Genomic DNA, 16,023 nt, shown 5'->3' on the forward strand with positions numbered 1-16,023 from the left:
TAAAAAATATCTTAAAAATAAGATATTTATTTTGTGATTTCAATTTCATTTTGTTCAGGATCTAAAACAACTGCTTCATAGTAACCATCTCCAGTGGTTCTAGGACCTGACTTAATTGTAAAACCGTCAGCAAGAAACTGTTCAGCCATTCGATCTACTTCTTCCTTCGTTCCAACCGAAATTGCTAAATGAGCATAGCCCAATGGATTCACTGTTTCTTGAAGATTTTTAAAATCACTTTTGGTCCCAATTTCAAGACGTGCTCCGTCATCGAAGGTCAGGAAATATGATTGAAAAGTTGTTTTGGGATTATGATACTTGTCACCTGATTTAGCCTTAAAATAATGCTCGTAAAAGGCACGCATTCCCTCCAAATCCTTGACCATAAGACCGATATGTTCTATCTTCATTTTTATCACCGTCCGTTATAAGCTTTTTCAATTGCATCAATCATCGCTATAACTTGTCGCTTCTTAATTCGCCCAAGAACAAATCCAACAGCAATGTCGTTTAATTTTTGGAAAAATCCATTCGATTCTTGTTGTTCTGTAATAATTATGTTTGTTGAACGATCATCAATTTTATGAAGTTCCCAACGCGTGTGGAAGGTGTTTCTTTGAGTCGTCGTCGTAAATGCGTAGACGGATGGTCCAGAAACTTCGTCGAATTTAATTGTTCCACTTTGGTTTTTCCCAAAGGTTTTGACGTATGAAAATCCAGTCATATTCATTACTTTTGGTCGTTTGCCTGTCTGACGTTCAATGTCGTAAAGTCCTGAATCAATAATTTTTTCAAAAACAAATTCGCGTGGGACATCAATTGTTTTATTAATTTCCATTTTCATACTACTTTCATTATTTGCTTAATTAATTTTAACAAGTTTGGAAAACGTTTGCAAGTCTTGACCGTTTCTTTTTGCGAAATTTATTTTTTTTTATTATTAGTGATTTAAAAATGGAATTGTAATGAATGCAACTAATAAGACTAAAAATACAATTGACGTGATTAATTGATAATATCTTGGAATTGCCCGTTTTAATGGTTTGGGTGGTAATATGGCCGATAAAAGTAAACCGCCAATTGCTCCTCCAACATGTGCCCAAATATTAACAGACCCCATTGAAATCGAACCGATAGAACCTACACTTAAAACGTTCATAATCAAATTGATACCAATTAACACTGCAAATGTTTTACCAATTTCTTTTAAAATAGGCATTTCAGTGAAATAGCCCAGTCCGACTACAGCCCCAAACAAGCCAAAAATCGCACCCGATGCACCTGCTGATAAGCTTTGTGGGAGAAAGAGAAAACTCATGGCATTGCCAAATATCCCTGAAATAAAATAAATCAATGTGAAACTTTTCCAGCCAAAAACGGCTTCAACCTGACGTCCGATAAAAAAGAGGGTAAACATATTTAGAAGGAGATGTGTCCAACCGATATGCAAGAAAATTGGGGTGAAGAGGCGCCAAATTTGAGTTGGGTCATCTAGGATTGCGGGGCCCCACAAGGCACCTGAATTCAACAGGTTGATCCCGCTAGTTGCTTGATTACCAAAAGTTAATAATTGACCTAGCCAAACTAATACAGTCACAATTGTAATCGTGTAAGTGGCTTTAAACTCGAGAAAATCTTTTTTTAAATTAAATTGGTTCATTGTTGCTCCATTTGAATTAAGTCATTTTTTTGTAAATCGTTCTTGTACCATTATATCATGACTTTCGGGTTCAAACTCAACAGATTGAATATCATAAAAGACAGATGCTGTTTTGCCTTCAAAATTTTTTAAATAGCGGTCATAGTAGCCACCACCAAAACCAATTCGATAACCATCTGAGTTCCATGCTAGGCCAGGAACAAGGATATAATCTGGCGTCACCTCCGTAAGATTCGTAGGTTCCATGATACCAAATTTTGATTTCTTTAACTCATTTGTAACATAAGGAGCAAATATCATTTTTCGATTTGGTAAACACTTTGGGATTAGGATTTTTTTCCCTTCTTCTTCAGCAATTTTATAAAGCGCTACCAAATCAAACTCAATTGTGGTGGGCATATAGAGACCTACGACCTCCGAATTCTTCCAGTTGTCAGAACTGACCAGGCTTGAGGTAATATGTTTTGTTTGTGAATCTTTGTCATCTTTAGACAATTTAATCAGAAAATTTATAATTTTTTTTCTTGTTTCCGCTTTACTTTCCATGCTAACTATGTTATCATAATTTTGTAAGTTTTTGTCTTAAGTTTAGTTCTGTAACATTTTTGTTCACTCCTTATTAAGATTCACAATTTACAAAATATTATTTTAAGGAAGTATTTAAAAATGGCTCAAGGAACTGTTAAATGGTTTAACGCTACTAAAGGCTTCGGATTTATCACAGCTGAAGATGGCAAAGATGTATTCGTACACTTCTCAGCAATCCAAACTGACGGATTCAAAACTCTTGACGAAGGTCAAAAAGTTAACTTTGATCTTGAAGATGGCCCTCGCGGACCTCAAGCTGTGAATGTTACTAAATAATTCATGACTTAAAAGCTGTCAGCAATGACAGCTTTTTTATTTTCAACCTAAAAAACACTGATATTTAAAGAAAAGCAACTTGTCAAAACTTTTAAAATAGTCTAAAATAGGGAAAGCGAATTCAATTAGAATGTAAGTTTTAGGGAAAAAATGAAGGATTTAACAAAAGGTAATATTCTTAAAGGTTTGATTGCCTTTACATTACCATTATTATTGGGAAACTTTTTTCAGGTTTTGTATAACACTGCTGACACATTGATTGTTGGACAAACCTTAGGAAAAGATGCACTTGCGTCTGTTGGTGCCACTGGTTCAATCAACTTTTTAATTGTCGGCTTTGCACAAGGAATGACGGGTGGCTTGACCATTTTGACGGCGCAGCGTTTTGGGGCAAAAGATAAGCTGGGGGTAAAAAAGTCATACCTTACAGGACTTTATTTTACAATTGCCATTTCAATTATCCTCAGTATTATTTCTGTCATTTTTGTTGGTCAATTACTTCAGATCATGCAAACTCCAGCTGATATTTTTGATGGTGCCAAAACTTTTTTAACCATTATGTTGGGAGGTATGATTGCTTCGAACTTATATGCATATTTGTCGAATGCACTCCGTGCCCTTGGAAATTCGAAAACGCCACTATATGCTTTGATTGTTGCAAGTATTTTGAATATTATCTTTGAATATACAGCAATATTGGTTTTCCACCTAGGCTTGTTAGGCTCTAGTTCGGCAACCATTCTGGCTCAAGCTATTTCGGTGATTTATCTCTTTTGGTACATCAAGAAAAAAGTGCCTGATTTCCATGTTGACCGTTCATTATTGAAAGTTGGCCGCAGTGAAATAATGGCTCATACCCGTTTGGGGATTCCAATGGGTTTCCAATCTTCAATTATCGCGATTGGTTCAATTACACTCCAAATTGCCCTTAATAAAATGGGGACCAATGCCGTTGCCACTCAAGCGATTGTCAGCAAAATTGACCAATTTGCCATGTTACCTATGATTTCCATGGGACTGGCAATGGCAACATTTGGGGCGCAAAATTATGGCGCGAAGCAATATCGTCGAATTAATCAAGGGCTGATGCGTTCTCTTGCGATTGCTGTCGGCTGGTCTATCGGTTTTGGAATTCTCCTTAATCTGTTACACTTCTATTTCACGACTGCATTTATTTCACCTAGTCAAACAGCTGTTATTGAAATGTCTCGCCATTACTATTTAGTCAATGGCGGCTTCTACTGGCTCTTAGCTATTTTATTTGTCACCCGCTCAACCATTCAAGGACTCGGAAACGCACGAATTCCAACGATTTGTGGCTTCATGGAGCTTTTCATGCGGGCTGGTGTAGCTATTCTCGGTGTCCTTCTCATGAACTATACTGTGATCATTTCATCTAATCCTGCAGCATGGTTGGGTTCAACAGCTATTTTAATTCCAACAACAATAAAAATGGTTCGACAATTCCACCGTGACGGAAATGCCCCCCAAATCCAATCCCTTCCAATTAGCTAATGTGAAAGTTAAAAAAGCATGACTTTGTTTAAAGTCATGCTTTTTTTATTTTATTCTCGGTAATATTCGGGCAATATCAGTTGGCTATTGTTTTCAAATTCAAGTGCAATTTCTAACATTTCTAGTTCCGAGTTTTTAGGTCCCCAGAGCTGAACACCAAGTGGTAAATGCGTTACTTCTGAAACATAGACGGGGAGGGAGAGCGCTGGTTGACCAGTTAGATTGCTGATGAAATTATATGGTGTATAGGCCAATGACGGCTCAAAAGCGGCTTCAATAATTTTTATCTGCTGATCAAAAGGTTCATGCTTAATCGTACGCATTTTTTCTTTGATTTCTTCCGACATCAATACTTCACCAATCTTTGGTGCTGTTTTGGCTGTTGTGGGGGTTAAAAAGAGATCGAATTTGGAAAAGATTTTTTCTTCAAAAATAGCGGCTGCATTGTCCCATTCGTCCAAAGCATTGATGTAACTAGTGACCGGTGCTTTTTTTCCAGCTTCTAGCAATGCATAAGTTAATAATTCAATATCTCCCTCGTTTAAAGCACGACCATTCGCTTGCTCCCAAGGTTCAAGCATTGCAGCTGTTTCGGCCGCATTCATTTCATAATAACGTTCGATGAGCGAGCGAGCATTCATTGGGAAATCAACTTCGACCAGCTCATGACCTTGTTCTTTCAAAAAATCAACAGCTTTAAATAATGCATTTTGAGCATCTTCCGAAAGTGGAATTTGATCAATCGGTGAACCCTGCGACCAGGCAATTTTTAATTTCTTTCCTATTTCTTGACTCTCGTTTTGAGTTGTCAATGCTGACAGACGTTTTGAATCTAGGCGATTAGCTTGATAGGGCGCTGCTTCTTGGATAACTTGCATTTCTTTGACGAATTGCGCTGTGTCACGGACAGAAATAGTTAAAGCACCTGCAATTGATGCACCCTGCCAAGAGCGATAGCCCGATGGTCCCTGCGGCATTCTTCCTCGTGTCATTTTGAGACCGATCAGCCCTGAAAAACTAGCTGGAATCCGAATTGATCCTCCACCATCTGATGCACCTGCAATTGGATACATCCCTGATGCGACAGCCGAAGCTGCACCTCCTGATGACCCTCCAGAATAATAATCCTCATTCCAAACGTTTTTAGTATCACCGTAAAGCCTTGAATCCGTAATATTTTTAAAGCCAAATTCCGGCGCTGCTGTTTGACCAAATGGTGTAAACCCTGCAGCCATCAATTGCTTCACATAATTATTGTCACTCGTTGCAATACTATCTCTGAACAAATTTGAACTGGATGTATCAGGAAGTCCAACATGGCTTTGCCCTAACATTTTAAGCGGGAAAGGAACCCCGGCAAAAAAACCTGTGTGAGTCTGTGATAAATCTGCTTTAGCTTTAGCGATGTCAGAGGCTACAATCGCATTAAATCTTGAATTAAGTTGTTCGATTTTCTGTTGGGTCAAATCAATTAATTCTTCAGCTGTCAATCGCTTGTTCCGAATTTGTTCGGCCCAATAAGTCGCGTCTTTTATTTGTTTCATCTGAATATCCTTTTAGAAAAAACAAGCAGTAGCTTGTTTTTTTCTGACTTTTGAATAATTGTCACTCATGACAAACAATTTTAGTCTTTATCTAATTCTGCATAAAGCAATTTTTGAGCAACGCCAGGGTTAGCTTGGCCTTTCGTCGCTTTCATCAATTGACCAACTAATGCTTTTGCCGCATTTTGTTTGCCCCCACGGTAATCCGCTACAGACTGTTCATTTTTAGCAAACACATCATGAATAATCGGGATCAAGACAGCTGGATCGGAAATTTGAATTAATCCTGCTTTCTTAACAAATGCCTCAGCTGAACCTCCATTTTTAGCAAGTTCGATGAACACTTTTTTGGCAATTTTTGATGAAATCGTTCCATCTGCAATCAAGCGAAGCATCTCAGTTAAGTTTTCTGGGGTTAAATGAATATCTTTGAGCTCAACTTGTTGTGCGTTGAGGTATTGGGCAACTTCGCCTTGCAACCAGTTGGAGACAAGTTTTGCATCAGCGCCCAATTTGACCGCTTCATCAAGGAAATCAGATGTCTCTTTGCTCACGGTCAATTGTTTTGCATCAACGTCTGATAAGCCATATTCATTGATATAACGACCACGACGTTGAGGAGCAAACTCTGGCATTTCAGTACGAACATGTTCAATCCATTCATCTTCAACAATCATATGTGAAGGCAGATCTGGTTCTGGGAAGTATCGGTAGTCAGCAGAACCTTCCTTGACACGCATCAAGATTGTTTCACCTGTTTTATCATCAAAACGGCGCGTTTCTTGACGAATCACTCCTCCAGAACGCAATATTTTTTCTTGACGAGCTGCTTCAAAAGCGAGAGCTTTCTTCACGTTGCTAAACGAGTTCATATTTTTAACTTCAGTTTTAACACCAAAAGCTTCTTGTCCATAAGGGCGGAGTGAGATGTTAGCATCGCAACGCATTGATCCTTCTTCCATTTTTACATCAGAAATACCTGTGTAGAGAATCGTTTCACGTAACGCTGTCAAGTATGCATAGGCCTCTTCTGCAGAACGCATTTCCGCGTGTGATACAATTTCAATCAGTGGCACCCCTTGACGATTCAAATCAACATAAGAATAACCGTCTGTACCATGTGTATTTTTACCAGCATCTTCTTCAATATGGCCTCGTTCAATCCCAATTTTTTTCTTGGTTCCATCTTCGAGTTCAATTTCAATCCAACCATCATGCCCAATTGGTGTATCTTGTTGTGAAATTTGATAGGCTTTTGGATTATCAGGATAGAAATAATGCTTACGATCAAAATGCATATCTTGGCTCACTTGCATATTCAACGCTAATGCTGCCTTAATCCCTGCTTCAACAACACCTTTGTTCAAAGTAGGCAAAACACCTGGTAATCCCCAATCGATAAGGTAAGTTGATGTATTTTGTTCAGCACCATAAGAAATTTTCCCCGGGCTAAAAATTTTAGAATTTGTATTTAATTCAACATGGACTTCGAGTCCAATGACTGTTTCAAAATTCATTTTATTCTGCACCTCCGAAAATCAATGGTTGTTTCTTGTGCCAAGCTGTTGTTGCTTCAAATGCTGCTGCGGCCTGATAAATTGTTTCTTCAGCATACCGTTTACCGATAAGCTGCATCCCAACTGGAAGTCCATCAACTTGGCCAGCAGGAATAGAAATCCCTGGCAAGCCAGCTAAATTCACTGGAATCGTCAAAATATCAGCCATATACATTGCAACTGGGTCATCAATACGACTCCCTAAGTCAAAAGCAACAGTTGGAGCAGTCGGAGCTAAAATCAAATCATATTTTTCAAAGACTTTTGCAAAATCATTGACAATCATTGTCCGTACTTGACCAGCTTTTTTGAAATAAGCGTCATAAAACCCTGCAGATAAACTGTAAGTTCCAAGCATAATACGACGTTTTACTTCTTCACCAAAGCCTTCAGAACGAGATTTAATATACAAATCGTCTAAATTTTTGATGTCATCTGCACGGTAACCATAACGAATACCATCGAAACGTTGAAGGTTTGAACTTGCTTCGGATGATCCGATGATGTAATAGGCTGCTACGCCATATTTACTATGTGGAAGGCTTACTTCTTCAACTTTAGCCCCTAAGCTTTCAAAATGTTTTGCAGCAGCAAGAACTTGCGCTTTGACCTTTTCATCAATTCCTTCACCAAAGTATTCTTTTGGCAAGGCAATTTTCATTCCTTTTATATCTTGTCCAATTTTTGAAGCATAATCAGGAATTTCAACTTGTGAGGAAGTAGAATCTTGAGCATCAAATCCAGAAATAACTTGCAGAAGCTGTGCATTTTCTTCTACCGTTGGTGCAAATGTACCAATTTGGTCAAGCGAGCTTGCGAAAGCAATTAATCCCCAACGTGAAACTCGGCCATAAGTAGGTTTCATTCCCACAATCCCATTGAAACTAGCAGGTTGACGGATTGATCCACCTGTATCAGAACCAAGCGATAACCGAACTTGACCCGCAGCAACAGAGGCAGCCGAACCAGAAGATGAACCTCCAGGAACCTTATTCAAATCCCAAGCATTGTGCGTTGGTTTAACAGATGAATTTTCGCCCGAACCACCCATGGCAAATTCGTCCATGTTCGTTTTTCCAACAACAATCATTCCCTTATTATAGAGTTTATCGACAACAGTTGCATTGTAAGGGGGGATCCAACCACGTAAAATCTTACTTGCAGAGGTTGTCTCGATGTTTTTAGTAACAATATTATCCTTAACGGCCAAAGGAATTCCATCTGTCACTACTGACGAATCGATTCCTCGCGCATCAATAGCCTCTGCTTGAGCAATAGCTTCATTTTCAGTAACTTTCAAGAAAGCACCCATATCAGCTTCTCGCAATTTAATATCAGCAATCGTCGCCTTGGTTAGTTCAAGGGCCGAGATTTCTTTATTTACAAGGAGTTCATGTAACTCTTTGACTGTTTTATCATTAAATGACATCAGGCATCTCCTCCATCCGTAAGCATGGCAGGAACTTTAATAAAGCCATTTTCATGCGTTGGTACATTTTCAAGTAATTTCTCGCGGTCAAAACCTTCAACTGCAACGTCTTCACGCATACGGCTATCATTATCAGCCACGTTCATCGTGAAAGCGACACCTTCTGTATCGACTTCATTGAGCATCTCAACCATATCAATAATTTTGCCAAGCGTATCAGTGAAACCTGAAATTTCGCTTTCAGCAAATTCGAGTTTCGCCAAGCCTGCAACGTGCTTGACTTCTTCTGTTGTAATTTGACTCATTATATTCTGTCCTTTCAGACGCTTTTTGCTAAAAGCACCCATGAGTTATTTCATTACTCTATATTGGCTACAATGAACCTATTCTAGAGTATATTCTTGTTAATTATAGCAAATTTTGTATAATTTTTCCTAACTTTGACCACTGCTTTTTCCAGTACAAGATTCATTTTATTAAAAAAAGCTAATTTAAACATTATGATATTCTAATAATTCACTTTAATGCTGAATTAATTCTTTTTTTTAACAAATTTATTTCTTATTATTAATAAAATAATTAGAAATCCTAATACAAAATTGAGATAATAGCCAAATTGCAGTAATTTTAACATACTATCTAATGCAACTTTAGTCGTTTCCCATCCCAATGCAAAAAAATTCAAATGGAATGGGAGTGTAATAATGTAAATCATAAACAAAATAAGAACAATCGAGATCGCCGATGACAACTTCTGATTCTTAACTAAAAAGTAAGCAGTAAATAGTAAAGCAAGAATCAAAAACAAGGGCCAATGCATAATTATCCAAGCAATCCCCGAATAAGTGGTCATTTGATAAGTTTTCTCATTCACTCCATGATTAAATGGAAAAGTGTAAGTTAAAAACCAGACAATCAATAAAGTGGGAAAGATATATTTTTTCATTCAAGTACCTTTAATTTTTCTAAAACTATAATTACTATTTTAACACTTTTTTAATTATTAAAAAGACGAACATTACAAACCAAGAGTTAATAAAAAATCTTGTCTTTTCCAAGACAAGATTTTTAGACTTAGCTATTTTAGAAATTACGTCCTGCAAGTTTGTCAAACAAGCCATTGTTAAGAACTTTAAGGTAAGTTCCCTTCATCCCAAGCGAACGGGATTCAATAACACCAGCTGATTCAAGCTTACGGAGTGCATTTACAATAACTGAACGCGTGATACCGATCTTGTCAGCAATGACAGAAGCGATAACGTGTCCTTCTTCACCATCAAGTTCTTCGATAATAGCTTTTACTGCTTTCATTTCTGAATAAGAAAGTGTGTTAACAGCCATTGTAGCCATCGCATCTTTACGGATGTTTTGTTCCATTTGTTCAAGCTTAAGATTTGAAAGTTGAACACCAATAACTGTGGTTGCCAATTCTACCAAGATTAAATCATCATCGTTGAATGGCTCATTATCACGCCACATGATGAATGTTCCAAGACGCATTCCAGAACCATAAATAGGTGCTAAGGTTGTAACGCCATCAGGATATTCCGACAACAATTCTTCTGGGAAGATTGCCAATGGTTTATCAACAGGAACATTGGCCATTGTATCATAAATACGAACCGCACCACGAACATACTCTTCTGGCAAGCGGCGATCTTTAAAGAATTGGTCTACCCGATCATTGTTTGTATTGTATGGCAATGAATAACCAAGTAATTCACCCTTCGTATTGATAACGCAAGCATTACAGTCAATTACATTAGCAAGACGTTCAGTCATGCTATTATATGGAAGTTCCTGCTGTAAGTCAGTCACTCCGTCTTGCAAAATCGCTGTGATTTTACGTGTTTTTTCAAGTAATGTAGTCACTTTTTTCTCCTATTTGGATAAATTGATCAAAATTTTTCATGCTAATTATAACACAAATTATTATAAAAAACAATATAAATTGTCTGAAAATTATCACTTATTTTTTGCAACAAGTATTTTTTAGAATCTAGGAAATATTCCCCAATAAAAACTAGCAATCTCTTGCTAGTTCAATTCATATTAACGCTTATATTGTTTCAAGAATCGCTCCATTTTTTCTTGAATCTCCGCAAGTTCATCCACGCGTGGAAGATAAACTATTCGGAAGTGGTCAGGTTGGTTCCAATTGAACCCGCGACCGTGAACAAGCAAGATTTTTTCTTGTTTTAAGAAATTTAGAACAAATTGTTCGTCGTCATCAATCCGATACATTTCACGATCAATTTTGGGGAACATATAGAAAGCCGCCTGTGGTTTTACAGCAGATAAGCCCGGAATCTCATTAATTGCTTTGTATATGAAGTTCCTTTGCTCATAAATACGTCCGCCTGGCAAAAGTAATTTATCAACTGACTGAACGCCTCCCAAGGAGGTTTGAACAACAGACTGAGCCAGAACGTTGGAGCACAGACGCATTGATGCAAGCATATTGAGTCCTTCAATATAGCCCTTAACATGTGACTTATCCCCTGACAAAACCATCCAACCAACACGGAAACCAGCAATACGGTGTGATTTGGATAAGCCGTTCATTGTTACTACAAACAAATCTGGTGCGAGACTGGCAATGGGAACATGGGTTTGACCATCCATAACCAAACGGTCATAAATTTCATCAGAAAAAATAATCAAATCATGTTCACGCGCCACTTTCACAATTTCCAACAATAGTTCCTTTGAATAAAGTGCACCCGTCGGATTATTCGGATTGATTAAGACTATTGCCTTTGTGTTTGTTGTAATTTTTGACTTGATATCATCAATGTCAGGGAACCAGCCCGCTTGTTCATCACAAATATAATGAACAGCCGTTCCACCAGCAAGACTTACGGATGCAGTCCACAGTGGGTAGTCAGGCATTGGAATCAGGACTTCATCACCTGTATCAAGCAGCCCTTGCATTGCCATAACAATCAGCTCTGAAACACCATTGCCTGTATAAATATCTTCTATATCAACATTGGGGAATCCCTTCAATTGGCAATATTGTACAATCGCTTTTCGCGCAGAAAAAATCCCTTTTGAATCAGAATAACCTTCACTAGCAACTGCATTATGAATAAGGTCTTGAATCACCTCATCAGGAGCCAAAAAGCCAAATTCAGCAGGATTTCCAGTATTCAAACGAAGAATTTTTTCTCCGTTCGCTCGCATTTTTTGCGCCTCATCAAGGACTGGGCCACGAATATCGTAACTCACGTGTTCAAGTTTTTGTGATTTTTCAAAATCTCGCATAATAACTCCCTTCACATTCTGATTTGCGCTAAAAGTCAATCAAGCACTATTTTTTCTCATAAATGGTGAACTGTCCATTCCCTGTTCCAATGGGTTGATAACTAGCTTTAATCGTTTTAGCAAGACTTTCTGGGACACTTTGACCTGCTTCTACAATAATTAATTTATCTTTGATATTTGCAACATTCACATCATATGACTGTTTAAACTTATTTGGGTAATATTCCGGCACATTATCAATCGTTGCTGTCCTTTTCGACAGAAGATTGATGTTCTTATCTGCCGCCAAAACATAGACATGGTCTTTGCTTGTCGTATTTTCCTTTACATATTGTACCACAGCTTTCTCTGCAGTAAAAGTTGTATGATTCATATAAGCATAAGCGAAAGGGGCACCAAAGACAAAGACTATAGCCAATAAAGGCGCAAAGAGTTTATTTTGCAAATAAGTCAATAACATATTATTTTTCCCATCAATTGCCCGAGCCAAACTTGGACCTTGGAAAACCATTATAAATGGAAAGGCCGCCAATAAATTCGAACTATCAAAATTAGGAACAACAATTACCATTAAACTTATAAATACCACACCAATCAATAATAGAATATACCAAATTGTCGCACTACTTGCCTCTTTAATTTGAATCAAACCGTGGAAGAAGCTCGTCACAATTCCAAAAATCAGCAGAAAGACTGACGCTTTAGCAACTGTTAGTAATCCATTTCCCGTCATACCATAATGAGTCAATGGAATTAAGACTGACTGCTCAATTGATGTATAAATAGTTTGTTCGTTGAGCGCATAATACGCGATTGAATATCCAACAAGCAACAAGCCAAAAGCTGCTGCTAAAAGTTGGTAAAATCCACGTCCCAAGTGTAAATGAGAGATGTTGTAAATCAATAAAGCAATGAAAGAGACTAGAAAGAATGCAGACATAATGGGTGAGATTACAAAAACAATTGCAGCAAAAATGCCAAAAACAATGAATTTTTCATCTCTGTTATCATCTCTAAAATAGCGGTCTAAAAATTTAACCGCCCATAGAACAAAGGGTAAGGCTAAAAGTGTAGGGGACGCACCTCCCCGAGCCAAACCTGCAGCAGTAATCATTGCAAAGCTACCAACAACTGTCGCAGCAGAGGCATTCATTGTCTGTTGAATCACAAGACGATACATAATCATCCCACTGGCAATAAGTGCAACGAGCTGAATCAAATAAAGAATCAATGAATTTCCTGTTATGTTTCCCAATTGGTTAATCAAATAGAAAAGCGAACCAGCATTTCCAAAGAAATCATTGTATGGAACTAAACCGTGATTCATTGCGAATCCAGAATATAGATACTGTGATTGCAATGGTGTTGCATAATTATTAATAAATGGGAAGCTATAAAATGTCAAACTTACTAGAATACCAACAGCACCTAAGAAAAAATACGAAGGAAAAGAATTTCCTTTAAATTTTTCTACAACCTCTGCCTGTTCAACCCTTGAAAGTCGTTTTGGAAAATTAGCTTCATCACGGTCAAATTCATTAGACTCTAATGTTTCATTTGATTCAGTCGTTTCGTTTGATTCACTAGTCTCAGTAGACTCTATGGAATCATGTTCAGCAGTTTCCAATCCCGGTTCAAGTCCTTCTTCAACTTGTTGCTGATTCGAATCTCCCTGACTGTTTTCTTCTCCCTGAAGACTTTGATTTGCTTCATTCGCTCTTCTTTCAGAGCGTGAACCATATTCTTTCGACATTAATCCTCCAGTACATTCGAACGAGTTCAAATGTAGTTTAATATAAAAATTATATCAAAAAAAAGCTTATGACTCAATTAAGTCAGTAAATTTTCTGACTTTTTCCTAAATTTTTTACTATTACTCACTTTTTTTGGACAAAAAAACACGAATACTAATACCATTCGTGTTTTTTACAATTATTCTTCGTCCTGTTGTTCCATGAAATTGTCAAAAACTTCTTCAATCAAATCCCATTCTTCATCAGACTCTTCTGGAATTGGCAATAAATCGCCTTCCGTTCCATCTTCATTTTGTGTGAATGAGTATGCTTGGATTTCAACTTCGCCATTTTCATCTTCATCACCATCAACGGGCATTACAAGAACATAATTTTTCCCAAATTCTTCTTGCCCATCAATTGTCAGCAAGATTTCATATAAACTTTCAGCTCCATTGTCATCAATTAAAGTAATGTAGCGATCTTCATCATTGCCGTGGTCATGTTCGTGATCATGTGTGTGTGCCATGTTATTCCTCTTTGGTTCTTTGTTAAATTTTGAGTCAACTCAATAGTATTAATATTGATGCGAATCAAGATAGCTTTGTAAAATCAAAACTGCTGCTAATTTATCGATTGATTTCTTTCTATCTTTCCGATGTACACCACCAGCAATCAGTACCTTTTCAGCTTGTGCGGTAGTTAAACGTTCATCTTGATAGTCAACAATAATTCCAAAAGTTTCATTTACTTTTGAGCCGTAGTCACGTGAAGCTTCTGCTCGAATTCCCTCATCGCCATTCATGTGTTTGGGAAGCCCCAAAATAATTTTGGCAGGTTTATACTCTTTAATGAGTTCCTCCAAGCGACTAAATCCAAGTTCACCGTTTTCAGTATCAACTTTTATTGTTTCGACTGGTTGAGCCGTTACGCCCAGTAAATCACTTACCGCAATTCCTACCGTTTTCATCCCAACGTCAAGGCCTAATAATCGTGCAAACATCAGAGTTTAACACCATGTGCCTTCAAATAATCCTTGATTAATTCTTCCACAATATCATCACGGTCAAAACGACGGATTTTATTACGTGCATCGTCATGACGAGGAATGTATGCAGGGTCCCCCGACAAAACATAACCTACAATTTGGTTGATTGGATTATAGCCTTTAGCCTTCAACACATCGTATACATTCACAAGCGTTTCACTAATTTCTTTTTTGTCCGAATCTCCAAATTCGAAGCGGACTGTTTCATCTGTAAATCCCATAAGACACCTCCTTTTGATGTTATATTTCCATCTTGTTTTCTGTCACTACTGACAGATAAAAATCAGAAATGTAAAAGTCTTTTATTTCTCAGACGTAGCTATATTATAAGCTATTTTGTAGTTTTTTTCAATTCATTTCTTCCATTAATAACAAAATAATAAGTTTTGCCTTAGAGATTTTTCAATCATAATACGATTAAGGAAGAATATTTCCTGCAGCCATGTAAAGACTATACCATTCCTCGCGTGTCAGCATCACATCGCTCGCATCACAAACCTCTTTAATACGACTTGGTGTGATCGTTCCAATAATCGTTTGCATATTTGCTGGGTGACGGCTAATCCAAGAAATAGCGATTCCTGATGGCGTAACACCATATTTATCTGCAAGTTCTTGCAGCTTTGCATTTAATTCAGGGAATTTGGCATTGCCAACAAAAGGGCCTTCAAAGAAACCATACTGGAATGGGCTCCACGCTTGTATTGTCATTTTGTTGATTCTGCTGTATTCAAGTAATCCGTTATCGTGACTGATTGATGCAGGGTCAGTCATATTAACGTGGAGCCCTTCATCAACCATTCCTGTATGCATGACTCCGAATTGTAATTGGTTCATCAAAAGTGGTTGCTTAACAGCTGTCTTCAAAAGTTCAACCTGTCCTGCATTTTGATTGGAAACACCAAAATGACCAACTTTTCCTGACGATTCTAATTCAGAAAAAGCTTCAGCAACTTCTTCAGGTTCTACAAGAGTATCTGGTCGATGTAGAAGTAATGAATCAAGATAATCTACATTAAGACGTTTCATTGAGCCTTCAGTAGCCTCAATAATGTGTTTTTTGCTAAAATCAAATGCAACCCCGGGACGAATTCCAACTTTTGATTGAATATATATCTCATCACGTTTAATTGAACTTTTCTTTAATGCATCAGCAAAGATGGTTTCGCATTCCCCACGACCATAAATATCTGCATTATCAAAAAAATTAATGCCTCCTTCATAAGCCGTTTCCAACGCTGCAACTGGGTCTTTGCCTTCTTCGTTAATCCGCATTACACCAAGAACGATTTGCGAAGCGAGCATGTCGCCAATTTGAATTTTTTTCATAATTAAATTATCCTCCGTCTTCTAAATTTATTATATCATAAGTTTTGAAAACGGTTAATTTTGATGGATAAAATAAAA

The 16,023-nt window shown here is 37.5% G+C and carries 18 protein-coding genes; 2 read left to right on the forward strand and 16 right to left on the reverse strand.

The features are described from left to right. Window positions 1-26 precede the first annotated feature (26 nt). The 4 genes from RT41_RS05125 to RT41_RS05140 all read right to left on the reverse strand — a co-directional run bounded on the left by RT41_RS05125 (window position 27) and on the right by RT41_RS05140 (window position 2,206). On the reverse strand, window positions 27-410 hold the full coding sequence (locus RT41_RS05125; RefSeq protein ID WP_054639790.1) for a VOC family protein: 384 nt from the start codon (window positions 408-410) through the stop codon (window positions 27-29). Between the two features lie 5 nt (window positions 411-415). After that, a complete protein-coding gene (locus RT41_RS05130; protein ID WP_096818066.1) occupies window positions 416-838 on the reverse strand; it encodes a DUF3284 domain-containing protein in 423 nt (140 codons plus the stop codon). 102 nt (window positions 839-940) lie between these two features. Then, window positions 941-1,660, reverse strand: a complete 720-nt coding sequence (locus RT41_RS05135) for a rhomboid family intramembrane serine protease (protein ID WP_096817936.1) — start codon at window positions 1,658-1,660, stop codon at window positions 941-943. Window positions 1,661-1,681: 21 nt separating this feature from the next. Beyond that, a complete protein-coding gene (locus RT41_RS05140; RefSeq protein ID WP_096817938.1) occupies window positions 1,682-2,206 on the reverse strand; it encodes a 5-formyltetrahydrofolate cyclo-ligase in 525 nt (174 codons plus the stop codon). Window positions 2,207-2,326: 120 nt separating this feature from the next. On the opposite strand from RT41_RS05140, the gene RT41_RS05145 reads away from it, so the two are divergent. Together RT41_RS05145 and RT41_RS05150 are read left to right on the forward strand one after the other, a co-directional pair. Beyond that, window positions 2,327-2,524, forward strand: coding sequence for a cold-shock protein (locus RT41_RS05145; protein ID WP_054639791.1), 198 nt, complete (start codon window positions 2,327-2,329; stop codon window positions 2,522-2,524). A 150-nt stretch (window positions 2,525-2,674) separates the two neighbouring features. Next, on the forward strand, window positions 2,675-4,039 hold the full coding sequence (locus RT41_RS05150; protein WP_096817940.1) for an MATE family efflux transporter: 1,365 nt from the start codon (window positions 2,675-2,677) through the stop codon (window positions 4,037-4,039). 50 nt (window positions 4,040-4,089) lie between these two features. Here RT41_RS05150 and RT41_RS05155 read toward each other — a convergent pair whose 3' ends face one another. From RT41_RS05155 to RT41_RS05210, 12 genes are all read right to left on the reverse strand, one after another. Continuing rightward, entirely contained in the window at window positions 4,090-5,583 is a 1,494-nt protein-coding gene (locus tag RT41_RS05155; protein WP_096817942.1) for an amidase family protein, read from the reverse strand. An 80-nt stretch (window positions 5,584-5,663) separates the two neighbouring features. Next, window positions 5,664-7,100, reverse strand: coding sequence for an Asp-tRNA(Asn)/Glu-tRNA(Gln) amidotransferase subunit GatB (gatB, locus tag RT41_RS05160; RefSeq protein WP_096817944.1), 1,437 nt, complete (start codon window positions 7,098-7,100; stop codon window positions 5,664-5,666). Between the two features lies 1 nt (window position 7,101). Continuing rightward, the gene (gene gatA, locus RT41_RS05165; RefSeq protein WP_096817946.1) at window positions 7,102-8,568 is read right to left on the reverse strand and encodes an Asp-tRNA(Asn)/Glu-tRNA(Gln) amidotransferase subunit GatA; all 1,467 of its coding nucleotides are present in this window, start codon (window positions 8,566-8,568) and stop codon (window positions 7,102-7,104) included. Then, the gene (gatC, locus tag RT41_RS05170; protein WP_054639792.1) at window positions 8,568-8,873 is read right to left on the reverse strand and encodes an Asp-tRNA(Asn)/Glu-tRNA(Gln) amidotransferase subunit GatC; all 306 of its coding nucleotides are present in this window, start codon (window positions 8,871-8,873) and stop codon (window positions 8,568-8,570) included. The genes gatA and gatC overlap by 1 nt, the downstream gene beginning before the upstream one ends. 227 nt (window positions 8,874-9,100) lie before the next feature. Next, window positions 9,101-9,514 carry a hypothetical protein gene (locus tag RT41_RS05175; protein WP_054639793.1) on the reverse strand — a complete coding sequence of 138 codons (414 nt, stop codon included), beginning with the start codon at window positions 9,512-9,514 and terminating at the stop codon, window positions 9,101-9,103. Window positions 9,515-9,651: 137 nt separating this feature from the next. Next, window positions 9,652-10,440: a GTP-sensing pleiotropic transcriptional regulator CodY gene (gene codY / locus RT41_RS05180; RefSeq protein ID WP_096817948.1), complete on the reverse strand. Its 789-nt coding sequence runs from the start codon at window positions 10,438-10,440 to the stop codon at window positions 9,652-9,654. A gap of 180 nt (window positions 10,441-10,620) precedes the next feature. Next, window positions 10,621-11,835 (reverse strand): pyridoxal phosphate-dependent aminotransferase, encoded by a 1,215-nt coding sequence (locus RT41_RS05185; RefSeq protein WP_096817950.1) that lies wholly within the window; start codon window positions 11,833-11,835, stop codon window positions 10,621-10,623. Window positions 11,836-11,881: 46 nt separating this feature from the next. Continuing rightward, a complete protein-coding gene (locus RT41_RS05190; RefSeq protein WP_096817952.1) occupies window positions 11,882-13,588 on the reverse strand; it encodes a glycosyltransferase in 1,707 nt (568 codons plus the stop codon). A gap of 179 nt (window positions 13,589-13,767) precedes the next feature. Continuing rightward, window positions 13,768-14,097 (reverse strand): DUF1292 domain-containing protein, encoded by a 330-nt coding sequence (locus RT41_RS05195; RefSeq protein WP_054639866.1) that lies wholly within the window; start codon window positions 14,095-14,097, stop codon window positions 13,768-13,770. Between the two features lie 48 nt (window positions 14,098-14,145). Further along, entirely contained in the window at window positions 14,146-14,571 is a 426-nt protein-coding gene (ruvX, locus tag RT41_RS05200) for a Holliday junction resolvase RuvX (RefSeq protein ID WP_054639867.1), read from the reverse strand. Further along, window positions 14,571-14,837 carry an IreB family regulatory phosphoprotein gene (locus RT41_RS05205; RefSeq protein ID WP_096817954.1) on the reverse strand — a complete coding sequence of 89 codons (267 nt, stop codon included), beginning with the start codon at window positions 14,835-14,837 and terminating at the stop codon, window positions 14,571-14,573. Before RT41_RS05205 ends, ruvX begins: the two co-directional genes overlap by 1 nt. A gap of 196 nt (window positions 14,838-15,033) precedes the next feature. Continuing rightward, window positions 15,034-15,945, reverse strand: coding sequence for an aldo/keto reductase (locus tag RT41_RS05210; protein WP_096817956.1), 912 nt, complete (start codon window positions 15,943-15,945; stop codon window positions 15,034-15,036). Window positions 15,946-16,023 lie beyond the last annotated feature (78 nt).

Origin of the sequence: Lactococcus fujiensis JCM 16395, from assembly GCF_002441655.1 — a bacterium.
In the GTDB taxonomy this organism is placed as follows: Bacteria; Bacillota; Bacilli; order Lactobacillales; family Streptococcaceae; genus Lactococcus; species Lactococcus fujiensis.